The 17,913-nt window shown below is 72.7% G+C and carries 12 protein-coding genes; 5 read left to right on the top strand and 7 right to left on the bottom strand.

Translation table 11 applies throughout. The features are described 5' to 3' along the window. The first annotated feature begins 2 nt into the window (after window positions 1-2). Window positions 3-983 (top strand): hypothetical protein, encoded by a 981-nt coding sequence (locus tag ACIA5D_RS15215; RefSeq protein WP_396030511.1) that lies wholly within the window; start codon window positions 3-5, stop codon window positions 981-983. 87 nt (window positions 984-1,070) lie between these two features. Continuing rightward, a complete protein-coding gene (locus ACIA5D_RS15210) occupies window positions 1,071-1,928 on the top strand; it encodes a hypothetical protein (RefSeq protein ID WP_396030510.1) in 858 nt (285 codons plus the stop codon). Window positions 1,929-1,965: 37 nt separating this feature from the next. Here ACIA5D_RS15210 and ACIA5D_RS15205 read toward each other — a convergent pair whose 3' ends face one another. From ACIA5D_RS15205 to ACIA5D_RS15195, 3 genes are all read right to left on the bottom strand, one after another. Beyond that, a complete protein-coding gene (locus ACIA5D_RS15205) occupies window positions 1,966-5,157 on the bottom strand; it encodes a penicillin acylase family protein (RefSeq protein WP_396030509.1) in 3,192 nt (1,063 codons plus the stop codon). Between the two features lie 207 nt (window positions 5,158-5,364). Further along, entirely contained in the window at window positions 5,365-6,855 is a 1,491-nt protein-coding gene (locus tag ACIA5D_RS15200; protein ID WP_396030508.1) for a purine-cytosine permease family protein, read from the bottom strand. Between the two features lie 88 nt (window positions 6,856-6,943). Next, window positions 6,944-7,915 carry a zinc-binding dehydrogenase gene (locus ACIA5D_RS15195; protein WP_396030507.1) on the bottom strand — a complete coding sequence of 324 codons (972 nt, stop codon included), beginning with the start codon at window positions 7,913-7,915 and terminating at the stop codon, window positions 6,944-6,946. 202 nt (window positions 7,916-8,117) lie between these two features. Between ACIA5D_RS15195 and ACIA5D_RS15190 the strand changes: the two genes are divergently transcribed. Both ACIA5D_RS15190 and ACIA5D_RS15185 read left to right on the top strand, forming a co-directional pair. Beyond that, the gene (locus ACIA5D_RS15190) at window positions 8,118-8,897 is read left to right on the top strand and encodes a hypothetical protein (RefSeq protein ID WP_396030506.1); all 780 of its coding nucleotides are present in this window, start codon (window positions 8,118-8,120) and stop codon (window positions 8,895-8,897) included. Beyond that, window positions 8,894-9,427, top strand: a complete 534-nt coding sequence (locus ACIA5D_RS15185; RefSeq protein WP_396030505.1) for a hypothetical protein — start codon at window positions 8,894-8,896, stop codon at window positions 9,425-9,427. Before ACIA5D_RS15190 ends, ACIA5D_RS15185 begins: the two co-directional genes overlap by 4 nt. A 24-nt stretch (window positions 9,428-9,451) precedes the next feature. On the opposite strand, the gene ACIA5D_RS15180 is transcribed toward ACIA5D_RS15185, so the two are convergent. Further along, the gene (locus tag ACIA5D_RS15180; RefSeq protein WP_396030504.1) at window positions 9,452-10,594 is read right to left on the bottom strand and encodes an isocitrate lyase/phosphoenolpyruvate mutase family protein; all 1,143 of its coding nucleotides are present in this window, start codon (window positions 10,592-10,594) and stop codon (window positions 9,452-9,454) included. Window positions 10,595-10,796: 202 nt separating this feature from the next. On the opposite strand from ACIA5D_RS15180, the gene ACIA5D_RS15175 reads away from it, so the two are divergent. Further along, window positions 10,797-11,588, top strand: a complete 792-nt coding sequence (locus tag ACIA5D_RS15175) for an IclR family transcriptional regulator (RefSeq protein WP_396030503.1) — start codon at window positions 10,797-10,799, stop codon at window positions 11,586-11,588. A 154-nt stretch (window positions 11,589-11,742) separates the two neighbouring features. Here the strand turns inward: ACIA5D_RS15175 and ACIA5D_RS15170 are convergent, their stop codons facing one another. From ACIA5D_RS15170 to ACIA5D_RS15160, 3 genes are all read right to left on the bottom strand, one after another. Beyond that, on the bottom strand, window positions 11,743-16,755 hold the full coding sequence (locus ACIA5D_RS15170) for a DUF4157 domain-containing protein (protein ID WP_396030502.1): 5,013 nt from the start codon (window positions 16,753-16,755) through the stop codon (window positions 11,743-11,745). A 197-nt stretch (window positions 16,756-16,952) separates the two neighbouring features. Next, the gene (locus tag ACIA5D_RS15165; protein WP_396030501.1) at window positions 16,953-17,075 is read right to left on the bottom strand and encodes a hypothetical protein; all 123 of its coding nucleotides are present in this window, start codon (window positions 17,073-17,075) and stop codon (window positions 16,953-16,955) included. Between the two features lie 116 nt (window positions 17,076-17,191). Further along, complete coding sequence (locus ACIA5D_RS15160) at window positions 17,192-17,767, bottom strand: cellulose binding domain-containing protein (RefSeq protein ID WP_396030500.1); 576 nt, start codon at window positions 17,765-17,767, stop codon at window positions 17,192-17,194. Window positions 17,768-17,913: the final 146 nt, after the last annotated feature.

Raw genomic sequence — 17,913 nt, 5'->3', positions numbered from 1 at the left:
CCGTGGACCCGCGGGCCGCTCTGCGCCGCTGGTCGCCGCGGGTCCTCGTCTTCCTCCTGGCCGGCGGCTCGATCGCGGCGCTGCTCGCCGACCTCTACGGCGTCGCGCCGATGGCCCCGGTGTTCTGGTTCGTCTCGGTGCCGACGATGGCCGTGCTCGCGGTCGCGGCGAGCCTGCCCCGAGTCGATCGGGATCTGCGGACCCGGATCCGGGTCGGCACCGTCGCCGGCGTCCTCGGCGTGATCGGCTACGACGTGGTCCGGATCCCGTTCGCGCTGGCCGGCCAGCGGGTGTTCGCCCCGATCGAGTCCTACGGGCTCCTGATCGCCGACGCCTCCTCGTCGTCCGGCCTGACATCGACGCTCGGCTGGCTCTACCACCTGTCCAACGGCGTGACCTTCGGCATCGCGTACGTGGCGATCGCCGCGCGCCGCCCATGGCCGCTCGGTGTGGTGTGGGCCCTGCTCCTCGAGACCGTCGCGGTGCTCAGCCCCTTCGCCGCCCGGTACGGCCTGAGCGGACACCTCGTCCCGATCGCCATCGCGTACCTGGCGCACGTGTTCTACGGCTACCCGCTGGGCCGGCTCGGGCACGACCTCGACGGCACGGAGGACGCGCTGCGGGGGTTCGGCCGGCACACCGTGTCCGTGACGCTGGTCGTGGCGGTGGCGGTGATCGTCGGGTGGCACCGCCCGTGGCATGTGCCGCCCACGGAACGCGAGGCGGCGCGGCTCTCCCAGGACGGCGTCCCGGCGACGATCGTGCGCTCGGACCGCTTCGAACCCGAGTGGCTCCGCATACGGGCCGGCGGCTGCGTGCTGATCGACAATCGCTCCGGCCGGGCCTACTCGACCACGGCCGGCAGCCTGCCCGCGGGCGTCGCCGGCACGCTCTGCTTCGACCAGCCCGGCGTCCACCGGATCCGCCTCGGCACCCGCCCCTACTCCGGCGGCTTCGTCTACGTGGACGCAACCGGGTCGTGATCGGCCCGGCAGGCGTGTGGGTCGCAGGCCTCTTCAGGGGGCGCGAACGGCGGAACGGCGACGGCTCCCGTCGCGTCCAAGTGCCTCGTGTCCGTCATCGATCTCTTCGGCCCGACCGGCCGCCCCGTGGCCGGCCGCCCGCGACGCTGGAGCCGCAGCTCCCGCCTGCGGTACGTCGCGGCCGCGCTCGCCGCCACATTCCCCGTCTGGCCCGGCATTCAGCACGGTGAGCCGATCGCCGACGAGATGTTGTCGGTCGCCGAGGTGGCCCTCGTCGTTCCCGTCGTGCTGATCCTCCCGGCCGCCTGGGCGCTGCTCGGCCGCTCGCACCCCTTCGGCCGGCGCGTCGGCGCGCTGCTCGCCGGCGGCGTCGCGCTCTGGTCCGCCGGCACCGTCACGCTGGCCGACTACGCCACGCCGTCCACTGTCGACGACTTCCTGTTCTGGCACCTGGTGACGGCCGGGCTCCTGGTGGGCGGCGCCGCCTTCCTGGAGTGGCGCCGGCGTCCGTTCCGGCTGTCCGTGCCACGCGCTGCCGCGGGGCTCGCGCTGTGGGCGCTGGCGTGCGCGATCGCGCTGACCGTGCCCGTACCCGACCGCATGGTGCCGCCCAGCGACGCCGTGCTCCCGCTGCCGAGCGGCATCGAACTGCGCACTGACGAGGTCGCCTGCCACCGCTTCAACGAGGCCGAGTACTGCACCCGAACGATGACCGTCGGATCCACCGGCAACGACCTGGCCCGCAGGCTGGGCCGGCATCTCGAGCAGAGCAAGGGCTGGCATCTGACGTGGTACGACTTCGCGCCGACGCCCTCGGTCGAATGCCGCCCGGCAGGCCGGCTGGTCAACCCGTACCGGCTCTGCCTCGAGGTGCGCGACGACGCGCGGACGACCGGCCTGGAGATCCACCTGGGTTACGCCAACCCGCACGATCCGGTGTATTGAACGGGCCCCGGCCGGATGGCGGCCGGGGCCCGTTCGGTCAGTGCGAGTAGGTCTCCAGCTCATATATGGAGAAACCGTAGGACGTCGCCCGGGTCTGGCCGGTCAGGCGCAGATACCGCGCGTTCACCGCCGGGAACGAGACGGTGTCGAGGCCGCCGTTGCCTCCGGTCACGGCGGCAGCCTGGGTCCACGTGGTGCCGTTCGTCGAGGTTTCTATCCGGTACGCCGTGGCGTAGGCCGCCTCCCAGCGGACGACGGCCCGCGCCACCGGTTTGGTGGCGCCCAGGTCGACCTGGAGCCACTGGTTGTCGGCCCAGGAGCTGGCCCACCTGGTGGATAAGCTGCCGTCCACCGCGTTCGCCGCGGAGTTGCCGCTCTGCGTGCTGGAGGCGGTGGCCGTCCTGGCGGCGGCCAGGTTGGCGATGTCGTCGCCGCGCTTGGCCGGGAACGAGACGACCTGCTGGTAGGTGGGGCGGTTCTGCCAGGCGATCAGGCCGTGCTTGACGCCGCCGAGCGGGGACTGCAGGATCGCGTCGGCGCACCACTGGTCGCCGGCCGAGCAGTTGGCGTCCGCCGGGTACGTGGTGGCGGCGGGCTCGGCCAGGGCGGCCGACAGGCTGGTCAGCAGGGCGCTGCGGCAGGTGCCGACCGCACCGCCGCCGCAGTACTTCGTGGACCAGCCGGGGACGCTGTCGCCCAGAACCGCGCGCAGGTCCTTGTCGACGTAGCCCCACCAGCCGTACTGGAACGAGGATCCCTTGTGGGCCTGGGATTCGTTGGCGCTGGTCGGCAGCGACGAGACCGGGCCGGTCTGCCCGCCGGACGGGGACTCGTTGATCTGCAACGCGTTGACCAGGGACTGGAACAGGTCGGGGCCGAGGCCGGACTGGAACACCGCCTGCACGAGCTTGGGCCACCAGGCGTCGAAGATGCGGATGGCGTCGGCGTTCGCGTACGCCTTGCTGCCGGCCGATGTCTCCTGGCGGTGTGCCCCGGCGGCCAGCCAGGTGCGCAGCTTGGCGATCGCCGCGGCCTGCGCCGAGTCGCTGACCGTGGCGGTGTCGATGACCCGGAGCAGGACCGGGAGCACGTCGGTGCCGCGCAGGTCGGTGGTGGCCGCCGACTCGACGACCTTCACCAGCGAGGCGCGGTCGTACTTGGTGCCGGCCGCGATCCCGGCCTTGAGCGGCTTGTCGAGCAGGTCGCCACGATGAACGGAGCCGAAGCTGAAGTTGCCGTCCGCGGCGCCGTACCCCAAAGCCTGCTTGTTGTTCCAGCTGACGAAGTAGTCCTGGTTCACCGCCTGCGGGTGGGCGGACGCGGGGACGTACGAGGCCACGTTGGTGCTCGGGTTCCAGTTCTGCCACTCGTACGCCTGCTCGGCCTTTGTCGGCAGATTGGGGTCGACGCCGGTCGCGCGAACTGGCTGGGCGCCCGAGGTGAACATCGCGGAGTCGGTCGAGTTCACGTAGAACCAGTTGAAGGCGAACGAGATGTTCGAGGCCGAGTTCATGAACGCGGCCGGGGTGCCCATCTGGTCGGGCTCGTTGAACATCTGGAAGCCGATCGCCGAGTCCGCCTCGTGCCGGTAGGTCGAGCGCAGGCTGGTGAACGCGGTGGGCACGCCGCCGACCAGGCCACGCCAGGTGACCAGGCCGTACTTGGTGCGCTGGACGGTGAGGCGGTAGGAGCCGGCCACGGTCGAGTCGGCGGTGGTCGGCTTCCACGAGTTGGTCTGGGTCAGCGCCTCCATCGGCGTGCACGTGCCGTGGTAGAGGTAGCCGGTGCTCGTCAACGTGGCCGCGCTGCCGTCGGTGTTGCAGAGCTTGGCCGCGTACGTGTCGGTGATGTCCTGGATCGACGAGGTGGCGCTCCACGCGTAGTCGGGGCCGCGACCGATCAGGGTGTAGAGGTTGAGGCCGCTGAACGCGATGCCGCGGCTGCTGATGCCCGGGCCCTGCAGCTCCTGGGCCATGAGCAGCTGCGGCGCGAAGTAGCCGGTCTGCGGGCCGAAGACGGCGACCGGGTGGCCGGTGGCCGAGTTCGCGGCACTCACGATGGCCGCGTTCGACATGCCGCGCTGGGCGCTGTCGATCGTCAGCGTGCTCAGCGAGTCGGCCAGCGCGCTCGTTCCGCCGGCGGCGGTGGCGGCCGAACCGGTCTTGTCGAAGACGATCGGCTCGGAGGTCGCCGACCCGGCGTCGGGCATCGCGACACCCGCGGCGTTGGGGTCCCCCGCCCCGTACGGGAACGATTGTCCGTTGTGGAGGGTGAGCACCGTCTCGGGGTCGTTCTGCGAACGGAACTGCTGCCAGACGGCGTCTCCGGCGGTGTTGCCGTACTTCGCGCGGGCGGCGATGCGAACCAGGGCCGACTGCATCTCGGTGCCGCCGCCCCCGCCGAACAGTCCGCCGATGACGCCGCCGATCGCGATCAGGTCGGTCATCGTGAAGTTCACCGGCCCGCCCGCGTTGGTGATGGCGTCGAGGTGGCCGGTGAGCACGTATTCGCCCGGGCAGTCGCGGGCGGCCATGCAGTCGGCGATGTACTTGTTGATGCCGGCGATGTAGCTCTGCACGTCGGTGTAGAGCTGAGCGCCGCGGGTGCCGCTCGCCTGCAACGCGTTGATCTGGGTCTGCAGGTCGGCCTCGGTGTAGGGCGAGTTGCGCCAGACGCTCTGCTCGAGCTCGCGGTTGCCTTCGGCGCCACCGGCGAAGCTGGTCAGATTGCCCCGGGCCACGTGCCGCATGAGGTCCATGAGGAACAGGCGGTCCTGGGCGCCTGCGTATCCCGCGCCGTACATGAGGCCGGCCCGGGTGGTGCCGGTGATGTGCGGGATGCCGAGCTGCTTGTCCCGCACGATGGTGACGTCGCTGCGGGGTGACTTGGTGCTCTCGACATCGGCCGCGGCGACGCCGTACGAGCTGTCGTTGAAGAAGGTGTTGATCTGGTCGGCGGTCAGGCCGGTGTAGTTGTACGCCAGGTTCCCGTACTTCGCGAGCTGGTCGTCGGAGTGCGGGGGCATGGTGCCGAACGCCTGGTTGGCCAGGATCTGGACCAGATCGGCGTCGCCGTTCTGACCGGGCGGCAGGACGTCGGAGCACTGGCCGAGGCAGTAGTCGTCGGTCGCGTACGCGGCCTGAGCCGGCGTGGCGGCGATGGGGGTGAGGGTGGCGGCGGTGACGAGGACGGTCGCTGCCAGGGCGTGGAGAGGACGGTATCGGCGCATCTGACGCATCCCTTCGGAACACGCGAACGCGAAACAATTTCATAGATGTTAAGACGTCGATGCCTCACTTAGCTACTGGCGCGTAGCTTTTCTCGCCTCGCTCGCCCGCAACAGGTCTGCGGCGAGGCAGATCGGGCACGCGAGGATCTCGGAGGTCCATCGGAAATCGAAAGGCCTCCGCCGGTTCCAGGCCGGCTGACGCCGCCGCTACGAGGGCTGCTCGGTGAGGGCGTCCTCGACCCGTGAGCCGGCGGCCTCCTGCCGGCGGACCGCGCCCGCGCTGCCGATCAGCGTCCCGAGGAAGCCGATCACGAGGGCGACCAGGATGCCCAGCCCCGCGTAGGCCCAGTCACCGTCCCGGCCACCGAGCCCGAGCGGCCCGAGCAGGTAGCCCTGCCAGCTCAGCCAGCCGGCGAACGAGTTGGTGACCAGGCCCCAGCCGATCGCGGTGCCGGCAACGACCAAGGTCAAGGGCAGCGCGCGTACGTCTCCGTATCGCCCCCGCGGGTCGAACAGCTCCGCCTCGGCGTAGTCGCGGCGGCGCAGCGCCACGTCGGCCACCATCACCCCGCACCAGGCCGCGATCGGGACGCCCAGGGTGATCAGGAAGCCCTGGAACGTGCCGATGAAGCTGCTGCCGAAGAACACCACGTAGATCGTTCCGGCGATCATGATGACGCCGTCGACGGCGGCGGCCAGGTAACGCGGGATGCGGACGCCGGCGGTGAGCAGGGCCAGCCCCGACGAGTAGATGTCCAGCACCGCGCCGCCGATCAACCCGAGCACGGCGGCGATGGCGAACGGAATCAGGAACCAGGTCGGCAGCAGCGTGGTCAGCGCCCCGATCGGGTCGGCCCCGATCGCATCCGACAGCGACGTCGACGAGCCGGCCAGGAGCAGGCCGAAGATCAGCAGGACGACCGGGCCGAGCGCGCCGCCGAACGTGGTCCAGCCGAACACGCCGCGGGCCGAGGCCGACCGGGGCAGGTAGCGCGAGTAGTCGGCGGCCGCGTTGACCCAGCCCAGGCCGAACCCGGTCATCAGGAAGACCAGCGCGCCGATCACCTGCTGGGTGGAGCCGGCCGGGAGCGACGAGACGGTGGACCAGTGGATGTGGTCGGCGGCCAGCACCATGTAGACCACCGTGAGCACGGCCGCGACCACGGTGATCACCGCTTGCAGCCGCATCACCGCGGCGAAACCGGCCACGCCGGCCATCACGGTGATCGCCGAGACGACGATGAGCGCGACGACCTTGGTGCCGGTGCCGCCGCCCCAGCCCAGCCGGGTGAACACGGTCGACGTGGCGAGTGTGGCCAGGATGACCAGCACGGTCTCCCAGCCCACCGTGAGCAGCCAGGACAGCGCGGCGGTGAGCCGGTTGCCGTTGACCCCGAAGGCGGCCCGGGACAGCACCATGGTCGGCGCCGAGCCCCGCTTGCCGGCCAGCGCGATCACGCCGCACAGCGCGAACGAGACCACGATGCCGACGACCCCGGCGATCACGGCCTGCCAGAACGAGACGCCGAAGGCCAGCGTGAACGCGCCGTAGCTCACGCCGAGCACCGAGATGTTGGACGCGAACCAGGGCCAGAACAACGACCGCGGCCGCCCGGAGCGAGCGCTCTCGGGAACGACCTCGATGCCGATCATCTCGATGCCGACACCGGCCGCCGTGCGCTCTTGTGTGCTGGCCATCGTCCACCGCCTCGTACAGGCCCCTCAGCAGGGCATCTGAGGCCATCCTGCCCCCACGAGGGCCGCGATCATAGACGTCGGCGGCTGTCTATCCCGCCACTCCCGGGTGGGCGACGACCTTGAGGCCGGTGCGGGCGGCGGCCGTGGTCATCGCCGTGGCGATCTCGGCGAGCGGGAACGCGGCCGACACCAGCGAGGTCAGGTCGACCCTCTTCTGCGCGGCCAGGTCGATCGCGCGCGGGTAGACCTCGCCCATCCGGCGCGACAGCACGAGCGTGAGGCCCTTGCGGCGGGCGATCGACGCCGGGAACGTGGTGCGGTCGCCGTCGGGGATGCCGACCAGGATCACCCGGGCGCCGGGCTTGGCGGCCCGCAGCGCGGCCTCGACGGCGGCGTCGGAGCCGGAGACCTCGAAGACCAGGTCGGCCTCGGAGTCGGTGAGCGGCGCGGCGCCCAGGCCGGCCGCGGCCGCGAGCCGGTGCGGGAGCGGGTCGGCGGCGAGGACGCGGGTGGCGCCGGCGAGGCGGGCGAGCTGGATCAGCATGAGGCCGATCGGGCCGCAGCCGACCACCGCGACCGTCTGGGCCAGGCGGGGGTGGGCCATGTCGTACGCGTGCAGGGCGACGCCCAGGGGCTCGAGCAGGGCGCCCTCGTCGTCGCTGATCGTGTCGGGGACCGGGTGCAGGCGGTGGGTGGGCCAGGCCATCAGCCGGCGCAGGCCGCCGTCGCAGGCGCCGTGGCCGGCGAAGACGATGTTCAGGCACAGGTTCGGGTTGCCTTCGAGGCAGGGCTCGCAGCGCATGCAGGGGATCGCCGGGTCGATCGCGACCCGCCGGCCGTCGAGCGGGCCGCCGCGCACCACGCCGGCCATCTCGTGACCGAGCACCAGCGGGCGGGCGACGACCGCGTCGCCGATGCCGCCCTCGGTGAACCAGTGCAGGTCAGAGCCGCACAGTCCGACGCTGGTCACCTCGACGAGCGACTCGCCCTCGCCGGGAGCCGGGTCGGGCTCGTCGTGCAGCCGGACGTCGCCGGCGCCGTGAAGCCGAGCTACGCGCATGGTGTGAACCATAGATCAGGAAATGCCGCCGTCGCGAAGCGTGCGACGGGCATCGCGGACGACGGCCAGGTCGACCATGAGACGGGGCGGTTCAGGGCTGTGGGATCTTCTTTGCGCGGGGACGGTCCACAGCCCCGATCCGTTCCGAGGCAATTTCCGCCCGGCATGCATTCCCCTTGACTCACCCGGGCAAGGTTGTCGCATGCGGATGAGCACGGGGATGCGGCGGACCCTCGCCGTCGCGGCGGTGGCAGCGGCGGTCGCGGCGATGCCGGCCGCTTGCGGAGAGGGAGAGGCGTCGGACGCCGCCGCCCCGCCCAGCGCCGCCGCGCCCAGCGTGGCGCCGGCGAGCGCCGCGGCAAGCGCGACGCCGGCGACCGGGGGGACGACCCGCGCCATCCCTTCGTCGATCCCGGATGCGGCGTTCCTGCAGGCCGGCGACGTCCCCGGCAAGGCGAAGGAGAAGCCGCGACGGCTCGGCCCCGGCGACCAGGAGCTGCCCGAGTTCTGCGACGCCGACTACGACCAGGGCGCCGCCGTCGGCATCCGCGCCACCCAGAGCGTCTTCTTCGCCGGACCCGACGATCCGGCCGAGTCCACCCCGAAGGCCGCCGTCTACGAGGACGTCCTGGTCTTCCAGGGCGACGCCGCCACCACGTTCATGAGCGACCTACGCGCCGCCGTCCAGGGCTGCGCCGTGCAGAAGGAGGAATCCGGCGTCACGGTCAAGAACTACCTGCGCGGCGAGATCGGCGCCGGCGACGAGTCGGTGCTGATCGAGCGGACCCGCCCGGCCACCGACGACGCCGGCGAGCCGGTCGGCGGCGGCGCGCTGCACCACCTCTACTGGACCGCGACGCGCGTAGGCGACTCGGTCGCCGTCGTCAGCAACACCGGCTGGGAGTCGGTCTCGGCCGAGCGCGCCGACACCGTCCACCTGGGTGGCAAAGCCGCCGCCCGGCTGGCAGCGTGGCGAGGGTGAGCGAGGGCATGGATCTCGCCGCCGTCCGCGTGGATGTCGCCGCCATCGACCTGCTGATGCGGGACATCGCGCAGCGACCGGTGGACCTCAGCGACCCCGACTGGGTGGCGAAGCGCCGGGCCGCGCCGAAACCGGTGGACGAGGCCGGCGTGGCGGCCGAGGCGGCCGCGGCGCTCGCGACGCTGCTGGACGCCTACGAGAGCGGCGACGAGGAGATGCGCGAGGAGGTGCGGGAGACCTTCCGGGCGCACCGCTATTTCACGTGGGCGGTCGGGCTGTCCGACGAATGGCAGTCGGCGGCCGAGTTCCGCCGCCGGCTGATCCTCGTGTCGGCCCGCGACCAGCATCAGGATCCGCGGGACGAGCTGATGATGATCTGGTGGCTCTGCGACCACGCCCGCGCCCAGGGCATCGACGTCGAACCGGTGCTCCGGGAGGTGGCCGACATGTCCTCCCGCGTCGACCACTACGACTTCGGCTCGATGCGCGACCTCATCCTGCGTGGCCGCGAGGAGCACGACCTCCGCTAGAAGTCGCCGAGGAGGCTGCCGGCGTCACGTCTGGAGCCTCGCCGAATGGCGGGTGTCGGCCTCGCGCTGGTCGCGACGCTGCTGACCGGGCGGCGTGGAGCCGGTGCCCGACGCATGCGTGTGGCCGGGCGGGGTTTGCGCGGCGGCGTGGCCGCCGCTGGGGACGGGCGCCCCGGGGCCGCTGCCGCCGCTGGGGACGGGTGCGCCGGCGCCACTGCCGCCCTGGGTCGGCGGGACAAAGCCGGGGTACTGGTCGGACGATGTCTGGGCGGCGAGGGTGGCGGGCGACGGGTAGCCGGGCGGGGCGGTCTGGGCGTAGCGGGCGTCGAGCTCGATCGCTTCCTGCTGGCCGATCAGCGCGGTGAAGGCCGCCCACGGCATCCGGTCGACGGGCTCGGCGCTGCCGGTGTCTGCGATCTGCCGGTAGACCAGCGACGCGGCGCGCAGGGAGGCGAGCAACGCCGCCACCGGGTGCAGCACGAGGCGGACGCCGGCCGTCGCGAGGTCGGCGTCGCTCGGCGCGGGCCGGTTGCCGGCGGCCTCCGAGCGGTTGATGACGATGGGCACGCCCGGCAGCGCCTCGTGCACCCGCGCGAGCTCGTCGAGGGCGTCGACGCCCTCGGGAAAGACCGCGTCGGCGCCCGCCGCCGCGAAGGCGCGGCAGCGGTCGATCACGTCGTCCAGGCCGTTCACCGAGTAGGCGTCCGTACGGGCGATGACCGCGAGCTCCGGCACCTCGCTCGCCAGGGCCGCGACCTTGGCGGCGGCGAGGCCGGTGTCGATGACCTCCTTGCCGGCGAGATGGCCGCAGCGCTTGGGCTGCGCCTGGTCCTCGATGTGCAGCCCGGAGATTCCGGCGCGCACGTACGCGTGCCCGGTCCAGACCGCGTGCAGCGGGGCGCCGTAACCGGTGTCCGCGTCGGCGATCAGCGGGATGCCGCCCAGCGCCGGCGCCAGCGTGGCGGCCCGGTCGGCGATCTGGGTGGCGTGCACGAAGCCCAAGTCGGGGCGGCCCAGCATCAGCGCCGAGACCGCCGCCCCGGAGAGATGGACGGCCCGATGTCCCGCCGCCACCGCGAGCGCCGCGGTCACCGGGTCGTAGACGCCGGGGACGTGCGTGACGGTGCCGGCCGCGAGCAGTGCCCGCAGCTCATCCGCTCCGGTCATGACTGAGCCTCCCTCTGTGGTCGTGGAGGCGATTGTCCCTTCGCTCATGGCCGGCCGTGCAGGGAGAAGCCGCCCTCGACTCCAACGACCCGGGGTTCGTGAAGAAACAGCAGCGTCTCGGCCGGTACGGCGTTTCGCTGTGCGAAATCGCTGCTAGGCTTCGCAACTGGTTTCGTTCCGAACCCGTTCCGGGGAGTCGCCATTGCCTGCCGATGACGAGAGCGAGAGCCAGTCGAGATCCGTCGCCGCCGTCGAGCGCGCGATGGATGTCCTGCTCTACTTCGGGCGTACCGAGCAGCCCGACCTCGGGGTCACCGAGATCGCGTCCGCGCTCGGCCTCACCAAGGCCGCCGTGCACCGCATCCTGACCGCGCTGCGCAGCCGCGACCTGATCACGCTCGACACCTCGACCCGGCGCTACGCGCTCGGGCACGCGGCGGTCGCGCTGGGCCGTGCCTATCTGGCCCGCACCGACGTACGCGCGATGGCCGCCCCCGAGCTGAAGTGGCTCTCCGAGCGCACCCAGGAGACGGCCACGCTCTCGCTGCGCCGCGGCGACACCCGGCTGTACGCCGACCAGGTCGTCCCCAACCAGGAGCTGCGGCTCGAGGTGAGCCTGGGCATCCCGTTCCCGCTGCACGCCGGCGGCTCGTCGAAGGCGTTCCTGGCCTGGGTGCCCGATTTCGAGCTCGACGCGTACCTGGCGCGGCACCCGCTCGAGGCGGTGACCGCCAAGACCATCACCGACCCGGCGAAGCTGCGCAAGGACCTCGCCGGCATCCACAGGCGGGGGTACGCGACCTCGCTGGGCGAGCGACAGGCCGGCGCCGCCTCGGTGGCCGCGCCGATCTTCGACCACGACGGCCACGTCGTCGCGGTCATCAGCGTGGCCGGCCCGGCGCTGCGCTTCAAGCCCGACTCCGGCTCCGCGGTGGTCGACGATCTGCTGGCCGCCGCCGCCCGGATCTCGGCCCAGCTGGGCTACACGGATTAGAGGTTGGTAAAGGGCCGTCAGGCACGTGCGCCAACTGTTCAACTAGGTCGGCCAGCAGACCGCGGCGCGGCAATCGCCCGTGAAGGGCCAGATCGCGTACGAGAACGGCAGCGTGACCGGACCGCCCCGCGGAACCTTCGTCGCCCGCCAGGGCCTATCGCGCCGGCCGGCGATCCCGGTCGCGGTCGCCGGGCACGGCGGCGCCCTTGCCCGGCTCGGGCACGCGGGTGTTGAGCCCGGGCACCGTCTGGCCGATCCGGTTCAGCGAGCCGGGCACTCCGCGGGAGTGTTCGGGAACGCGGGCGTCCGCGGCCTGCCGGGTCAGCAGGTCGACGTAGAGCGCCTTCTCGGCGGGCGCGACGAACTCGGCAAGCTCGGGCGTCATCGAGCCGGCCGGCACCTGGACGAAGTCGGCCGGCGCCTCGCCGCGCAGGCCGACCAGGCGCCCCTCGCGGACGATCACCCGCAGCTGGACGTCGGTCCCCTTGAGCACGGCGACCAGCCCCGGCGGTCCGGCCGCGCGGTGCGCCTGCCCGGCCGCGTCCTGGCCGTGCGAGATGCCGACGATGTCGAAGACCTCGCCCTCGGCCGCACCGCCGGCGAAGCGTACGCGCACCTTCTGGGCCGAACCGCCGGCCTGCTCGGCCGGGACGACCTCCTCGATCGCGGCGACCCGCCGCTCCACCCGGGGATCCAGGAACAGGTCGACGTTGCGCGCGAGGACCGCGTTCTTGAACGACATCAGCTCGCGCAGCGCGGCCTCCGCCTCGCCCGGGGGCAGGTTGCCGTAGCCGAGCCGCTCGCCCAGCGCGACGATCTCGGGCGGGATGGGCGGCAGGGGCTCACCGGGCCGCACCCGCGCGGGCCGGCCCAGCCAGATCACCCTGGCCGCACCGGACTCCGCCGCCGTCCAGGCGGCCCAGCCGGCGGTCGCGCCGCCGCCGGAGACCAGGACGGTCTTGCCGGCCACCGAGGCGGAGAAGATCGCGTCGCCGTACAGCAGGCGTCCGCTGTCGATCAGCACCTCCTCGTGCTCCGGCGTGACCTTGGCCAGCTGTCCACGGCTCTCCAGCCGGGTGGCCGGCCCGGGGCCGGTCGCGAGGTTGAGGCCCTTGCGCGCATAGAAGTACTTGGGCTCGCCGGTGGTGCCGCTGCGCACGAGAACCCGGAACGGGGTGTCGTGCGGCCAGCTGCCGTCGCCGGGATTGGGCTCCACCCGCATCTGGGTGCCGCGGTAGGAGACCACGCCCGCCTCGTACGCCGTCATGGTCAGCGCGTCGGCGATGTCCTCCGCCCGGCCGAAGCCGGTCGCATCGGGGTTGAACTCCTGCGGCTGCCGGGTCAGCCCCGTCGAGCCCCACTCCCCCGCCGGCTGCCCGATCTTGCCCTCCTGCAGGCCACCGCTGGCCAGCAGCGACTCGGCCCGCGCCCGCCACGGCTCGACCTCCCCGGCCGTGATGTTGAGGACCTTCGGCACCTCGGTCACGTCGACGCCCGGCGCGCTGCGCATGCCCCGCGCAGATGGCGTGGTGGCGCTCGCGATGATGCCGCCGGGACCGCCGCCGAGGGTGAGCACCTCCACCTCGATGTGCTGCATGCCGTCGATGAGCTTCTGCACGGCGGTGTCCCGCACCGCCAGCCGCTCGAGCGCCGCGCGTACCTCGCGCCGGGCCGCCGCGGCCTGCTCCGGGTTCGGCGGAGCCTTGCCGATGCCGCCCGGCCCGGCTTCCAGGCCCTCGACCAGGGTCATCGGTTCACCCCCGTCGGGCTTGACCGTGTAGCGCCGGCGGCCGCTGATCACGTCGATGTCGCCCGGCGTGACCTCCGCGCCCTGGCTTGTCATCGCCTCGAGCAGGCGCGGCATCTGGCTGCGGGGCACCTCGTAGATGCCGTCGTTGAGCTGCCGCATCAGTCCGGCCAGCTCGGCCTGACGCAGCTGCGCCGCCTCCGGGCCGGTCAGCCGCTGCTCGATCTCGGCGAGCGGGATCCCCAGATCTTCCAGCAGTTGTGGCTCCCGGGCGAGCCGCTCGGAAAGCTTGTTGTACACCTCCTGCTCGGCCTGCGTCGCCTCGCTGTCGCGGCGCAGCCCGCTGTCGAGGTCCTCCTGCCGCCGGGTCGACCTCGCCAGCTCGGCGAGCGCGATGGCCTCCTTCCGGGCCTCGATGGCGCGCCCGGCGACCTGGCCCAGCTTGCCGCCCTTGCCCGCCGCCCAGTCCGTGAAGCGCTTCATGAACTTGCCGCGGGCGATCAGGGTCATGGCCGCGTACGAGACGAAGCTCTGGCCCGCGATCTCCTCGACCTCGGCGGCCGACAGACCCTGCCGTCCCCGGCTTTCCCAGAGGGCCTTGACCTCCTGCTTGGCGAGCTCGGCCGCGCCCATGACGAGCATCGGAACGCCGTGCTCGGCGGCGAGCGCCTTCAGTCCGCCGGCGGCCGCCCAGGCGGTCCGTTCCATCCGCGCGGCGAGCTTCGACATGGTGCCGAACAGGAACAGGTTGAACGCGAAGTCGCCGGCCAGTCCGCCGGCGGTCACCTCGTCGGAGAACATGATGGCGTTGCCCACGGTGAAGGTCGTGGCCTCCGCCACCTGGACCGTCCAGAACGCGGCCGAGGTGCCGATCTCGAGGCCGCCCACCACGCCGCGGGCGAGCGCACCCACGCCCGAGGTCACCAGCATGAGCGCGACCATCGCGATGAGCTGGCCGATGAACGCGCGGATCTGGGCGTCGTGCACCGCGTCGGCCACGCGCCGCAGCCACTTCTGCTGGCCCGGATCCGCGGCCAGGCCCTCGATGTCGCCCTTGACCGCCTGCCGATCGCCGCTCGCCCAGCGTGTCTTGGCGTCCAGCCACAGATCCTTCCAGTGCTGGGCCTCGGCCTTGAGCTGAGCGATTTCGATCGCGTCGTTGATGCTCGCCGTCAGGCCGGCCCAGAAGCCGTCGCTGTCGACCAGCGCCTTGAACATCTGCTCGACGTTGTCGAGCCCGCTGTCGATCGCGACCTCGGTCTGCAGGTCCGAGACCAGCGCGAACACTTCTTCGAGCGAGCGGCCGAAGGCCTGAGGGTCGGTTTCGGCCTGCGTGCGCAACTCGATCATCCGAGCCCGCAGCGCTTCCTCCCGGGCGCCCAGGCCCGTGGCGCCCTGACGCCCGCCCATCCCGCCGATGGTGGACTGCAACCCGTGCAGGACTCCCTCCATCACGGTGACCGGGAGCAACTTGAGGGAGAGCTGGGCGGCGGTGAGCCGCTCCTGGGCGGTGGCGACCAGCAGCGAGGCGCCGGCAGCGCCGGCGAGGCTCTCGGCCACGTTCCGGAACGCCTGCCGGTAGTAGTCGGGCAGGTTCCGGGCGAACGGGTCCGCCTTCTCGGCCGCCTTGTCCAGCAGTGCGACCAGGTGGGTGAATCCGGCGCTGACCTCGGTCAGGAGGGCCTCCTGCGCAGGAGCCTGAAGCGTCCACTCCTGGATACCGGCGGCCGCGCCGCTCGCGAGCTGCTGCCGGCGCGCCGTCAGATCAGCCCGGGCCAGCTCGACCTCGCGCTGCGCGCCGAAGCGCTTCGCCTGCGCCGCCACCGCGTCCAGAAGCAGCTCGCTGTTGTTCATGGTCACCAGGACCCGCAGCGGCGCCGCGGGCGCGACCGGCCCGAACGGCGCGCCGGCGCGTGCCTGGGCCAGCGCCGCCTCGCCGGCCGCCGGGGAGGCGAGCAGCTCGCGTACGGGATCGGGCGATCCCGACGGTGTCCTCGCGCCGGGCTGCCCGACCGGCGCGGCTCCCGGCTGGGACGACGCCCGGCGCAGCTCGTCCTGCCGGCTCGGCAGCAACTGACCGGACCAGGGGAATCCGAACAGCCGCCCGGCCGCCATGAGCTGGTAGGCCATCTCGGTGGTGCCGTACAGCGCGAGGGCGACCTCCTCCCGGGTGGCGTTCGGTGGCTGTTCCACCCGCACCCAGTAGGTCAGACCCTCGGCCGGGAGGTAGCTGATCTGCACCGGCCGCGGCGCCGCGGCCGCGGGGGCCGGGCCGCTCGACCGGTACGCGGCCAGGTCGACCTCCACGGTGTTCCCCGACGTGAGGAAGCCGGCGGTCAGAGCGTCGACCGGATGCGAGACCAGCAGGGCGCCGGGATCGGGTTCGGGCGCCAGCGCCGGGTCGGTGCGGGCGGCCTGCTCCCAGGCGGCGAGTTGGGCCCGGCTACGGGCGTCGAGGTATCGAGGGACCATCCGCGCGAGCGATTCCCGCAACCGTGCGATCAACGCGTCCGAAAGCCCGCTGGCGACGTCCGGGTACCACACCAGCGGGCCGGTCGACAGCTCCCACATGGAGATGTCGTCCGGTTTGGACTCGGGCGCCATCGCCTGCTGGGTGTGCACCCGGGTCCGGTCGACGATCCGCGCGGTCTCGTCCACGGTGCCGAGCAGCCGGTCGAGTGCCTTGAGCAGGTCCGGGCCCCGGGGCAGCGCCATGTCGACCGCCTCGGCGAGTGGCTGCGCGCCGGCGCTCAGGCGCAGGTGCGGGCTCGGTGACGCCAGGTTGAACCGGCCGATCGCCGCCCCGATGCCGTCGCCGATCTCGGCGGCGAAGTAGGTGCAGTAGCGCTGGTAATTGGCCGATTCCGACGGCTGGTCGCGACTCCACAGCCCGACCGCGTTCGGCCCGGTCAGCCCGGCGCCGGATTGAACGGCATGCGCAACCTCGTGCGCGAGCAGCCGCTGCGAGCCCGGGCCGCTCGCGCCCGCCACCCCGCCCGGAAGATAGACCTCGGTGCCGCGCGTGGCGCCGTGGGCACCGAGGCCGGTCAACGCGGCGTCCGCGCCGTCGCGAACCCCGATCGAGCCGAGCAGCGGGCGCCACGCCGGATCGGCCTGGCCGACTACCGAGGCGGGCAACCCGGCTCTAGGCGGCGTGCCCGGCGCCGGACCCGCTGGCTCTGGACCGGCCGGCTCCGGCGCGGCGGGCGTGGCCTCCGCGGGCCAGCCTGGGAACACCCGGCGGGCGAGTTGCTCGGTGCCTTCCTCCGAACCCGCGCGATGACCGCCGAGCGCGCGGGCGACGGCCGCGTTCGAGACCCCCGAGGGCAGCGCCGCGCCACCGCCGTCGGCCCGGTGTGAGGACGGCGTCGTCCGGGCAGCCTCTTGCTCCGGTTCGAAGGCCCCCTCGTGTCCCTCCACGCCCGCCAGCGTTACTCGGCGTGTCAACGGTGCTCCAGCGCGCAAGGGCAGACTTAGGTGCAGGTCGGATAGCCGACCATCGATAGAAGATCAACGACCGGCGGCCGTCTCCGCTGCTCACATGCCGTCGCCGGACCATTCTCCGCGCGAGCGCGACCGCGCCAGCAGCGTCGAGATGACCGGCCCTTGCGGCTAGCTCACTGTGCGAGATCACCCGGGAAGTCGCCGGCCCGGCCCAGCTGCGCGGGAACCTGGTCTAGGCCCAGCTCGTGCCCGATCCAGTGTCCCCCGCGCGGGGCGAGCTGGTCGTGGTCAAGCACTACGCGAGCGCGTTCGCCGGCACCAATACGCGCCGCCCGGGTAGTAGGTGGCAGTGGTGGCGCCGTCGGCCCGCGTCGAAGATCAACCGTGCGCCCCGTCGCCTGGAGGGGCCCGATCAGCGGTCGCAGCCGAGGGCGATGTCCCCCGGCGGCGCGCCGACCGCGACGAGCATGCCGAAGGTCGTCGAGCCGCCGGGCGCCAGCGTCCCGTTGTACGAGGCGTTGCCGATCGTGACGTCGGCGCCGCTGCCCTGCGCCACCGCGTTCCAGAGCGTCAGAATCCGCTCGTCACCGGGCCACCGCAGCGAGACCCGCCACGCGTCGAGCGTTGCGTCGCCCACGTTTCGCACGGTCACGGTGGCAACAAAGCCGCCGCTCCACGCGCTGCCGATCGCCATGGTCGCGGCGCAGACCGCCAGCGGTGTGGTCCGCCCGGATCCGACAACGTACGGATCCCGGCGGCCGTCGGCGCTGAACCGGAACCAGTAGGCGGTGCCGGGAGTCAGCCCGTCGATGGTCACCGTTCCGTAGCGTTCCGGCCCGGACACCGCCTCGGCCACCGGATTCAGCCACTGCCGGGCGTCTTCCTGGCCGGCGAAGAGGGTGACGGTGACGGGCGGGTTGTAACCGCAGGGTGGGGTGAGCAGCATCGAGTAGCTGATCGTCAGGCTCCGGGCGGTCGCCGCGGACACCCCGCCACTGATCGGCAACGCCGGCGGGCACGTGAGCGTCGGCACCGGAGTCGGGGGGGGGGGGGGGGGGGGGGGCCCCCCCCCCCCCCCCCCCCCCCCCCCCCCCCCCCCCCAACCCCCCCCCCCCCCCCCCCCCCCCCCCAGCA

This window comes from Actinoplanes sp. NPDC051513, assembly GCF_044454685.1.
Taxonomy (GTDB): Bacteria; Actinomycetota; Actinomycetes; order Mycobacteriales; family Micromonosporaceae; genus Actinoplanes.
This window is presented reverse-complemented; position numbering and strand designations above follow the sequence as displayed.

Coding starts and splice junctions, on each gene's coding strand:
- ACIA5D_RS15195 (WP_396030507.1), bottom strand. CDS start 7,915: ATGCGCGTAGCTCGGCTTCACGGCGCCGGCGACGTCCGGCTGCACGAC.
- ACIA5D_RS15180 (WP_396030504.1), bottom strand. CDS start 10,594: ATGACCGGAGCGGATGAGCTGCGGGCACTGCTCGCGGCCGGCACCGTC.
- ACIA5D_RS15190 (WP_396030506.1), top strand. CDS start 8,118: ATGCGGATGAGCACGGGGATGCGGCGGACCCTCGCCGTCGCGGCGGTG.
- ACIA5D_RS15200 (WP_396030508.1), bottom strand. CDS start 6,855: ATGGCCAGCACACAAGAGCGCACGGCGGCCGGTGTCGGCATCGAGATG.
- ACIA5D_RS15205 (WP_396030509.1), bottom strand. CDS start 5,157: ATGCGCCGATACCGTCCTCTCCACGCCCTGGCAGCGACCGTCCTCGTC.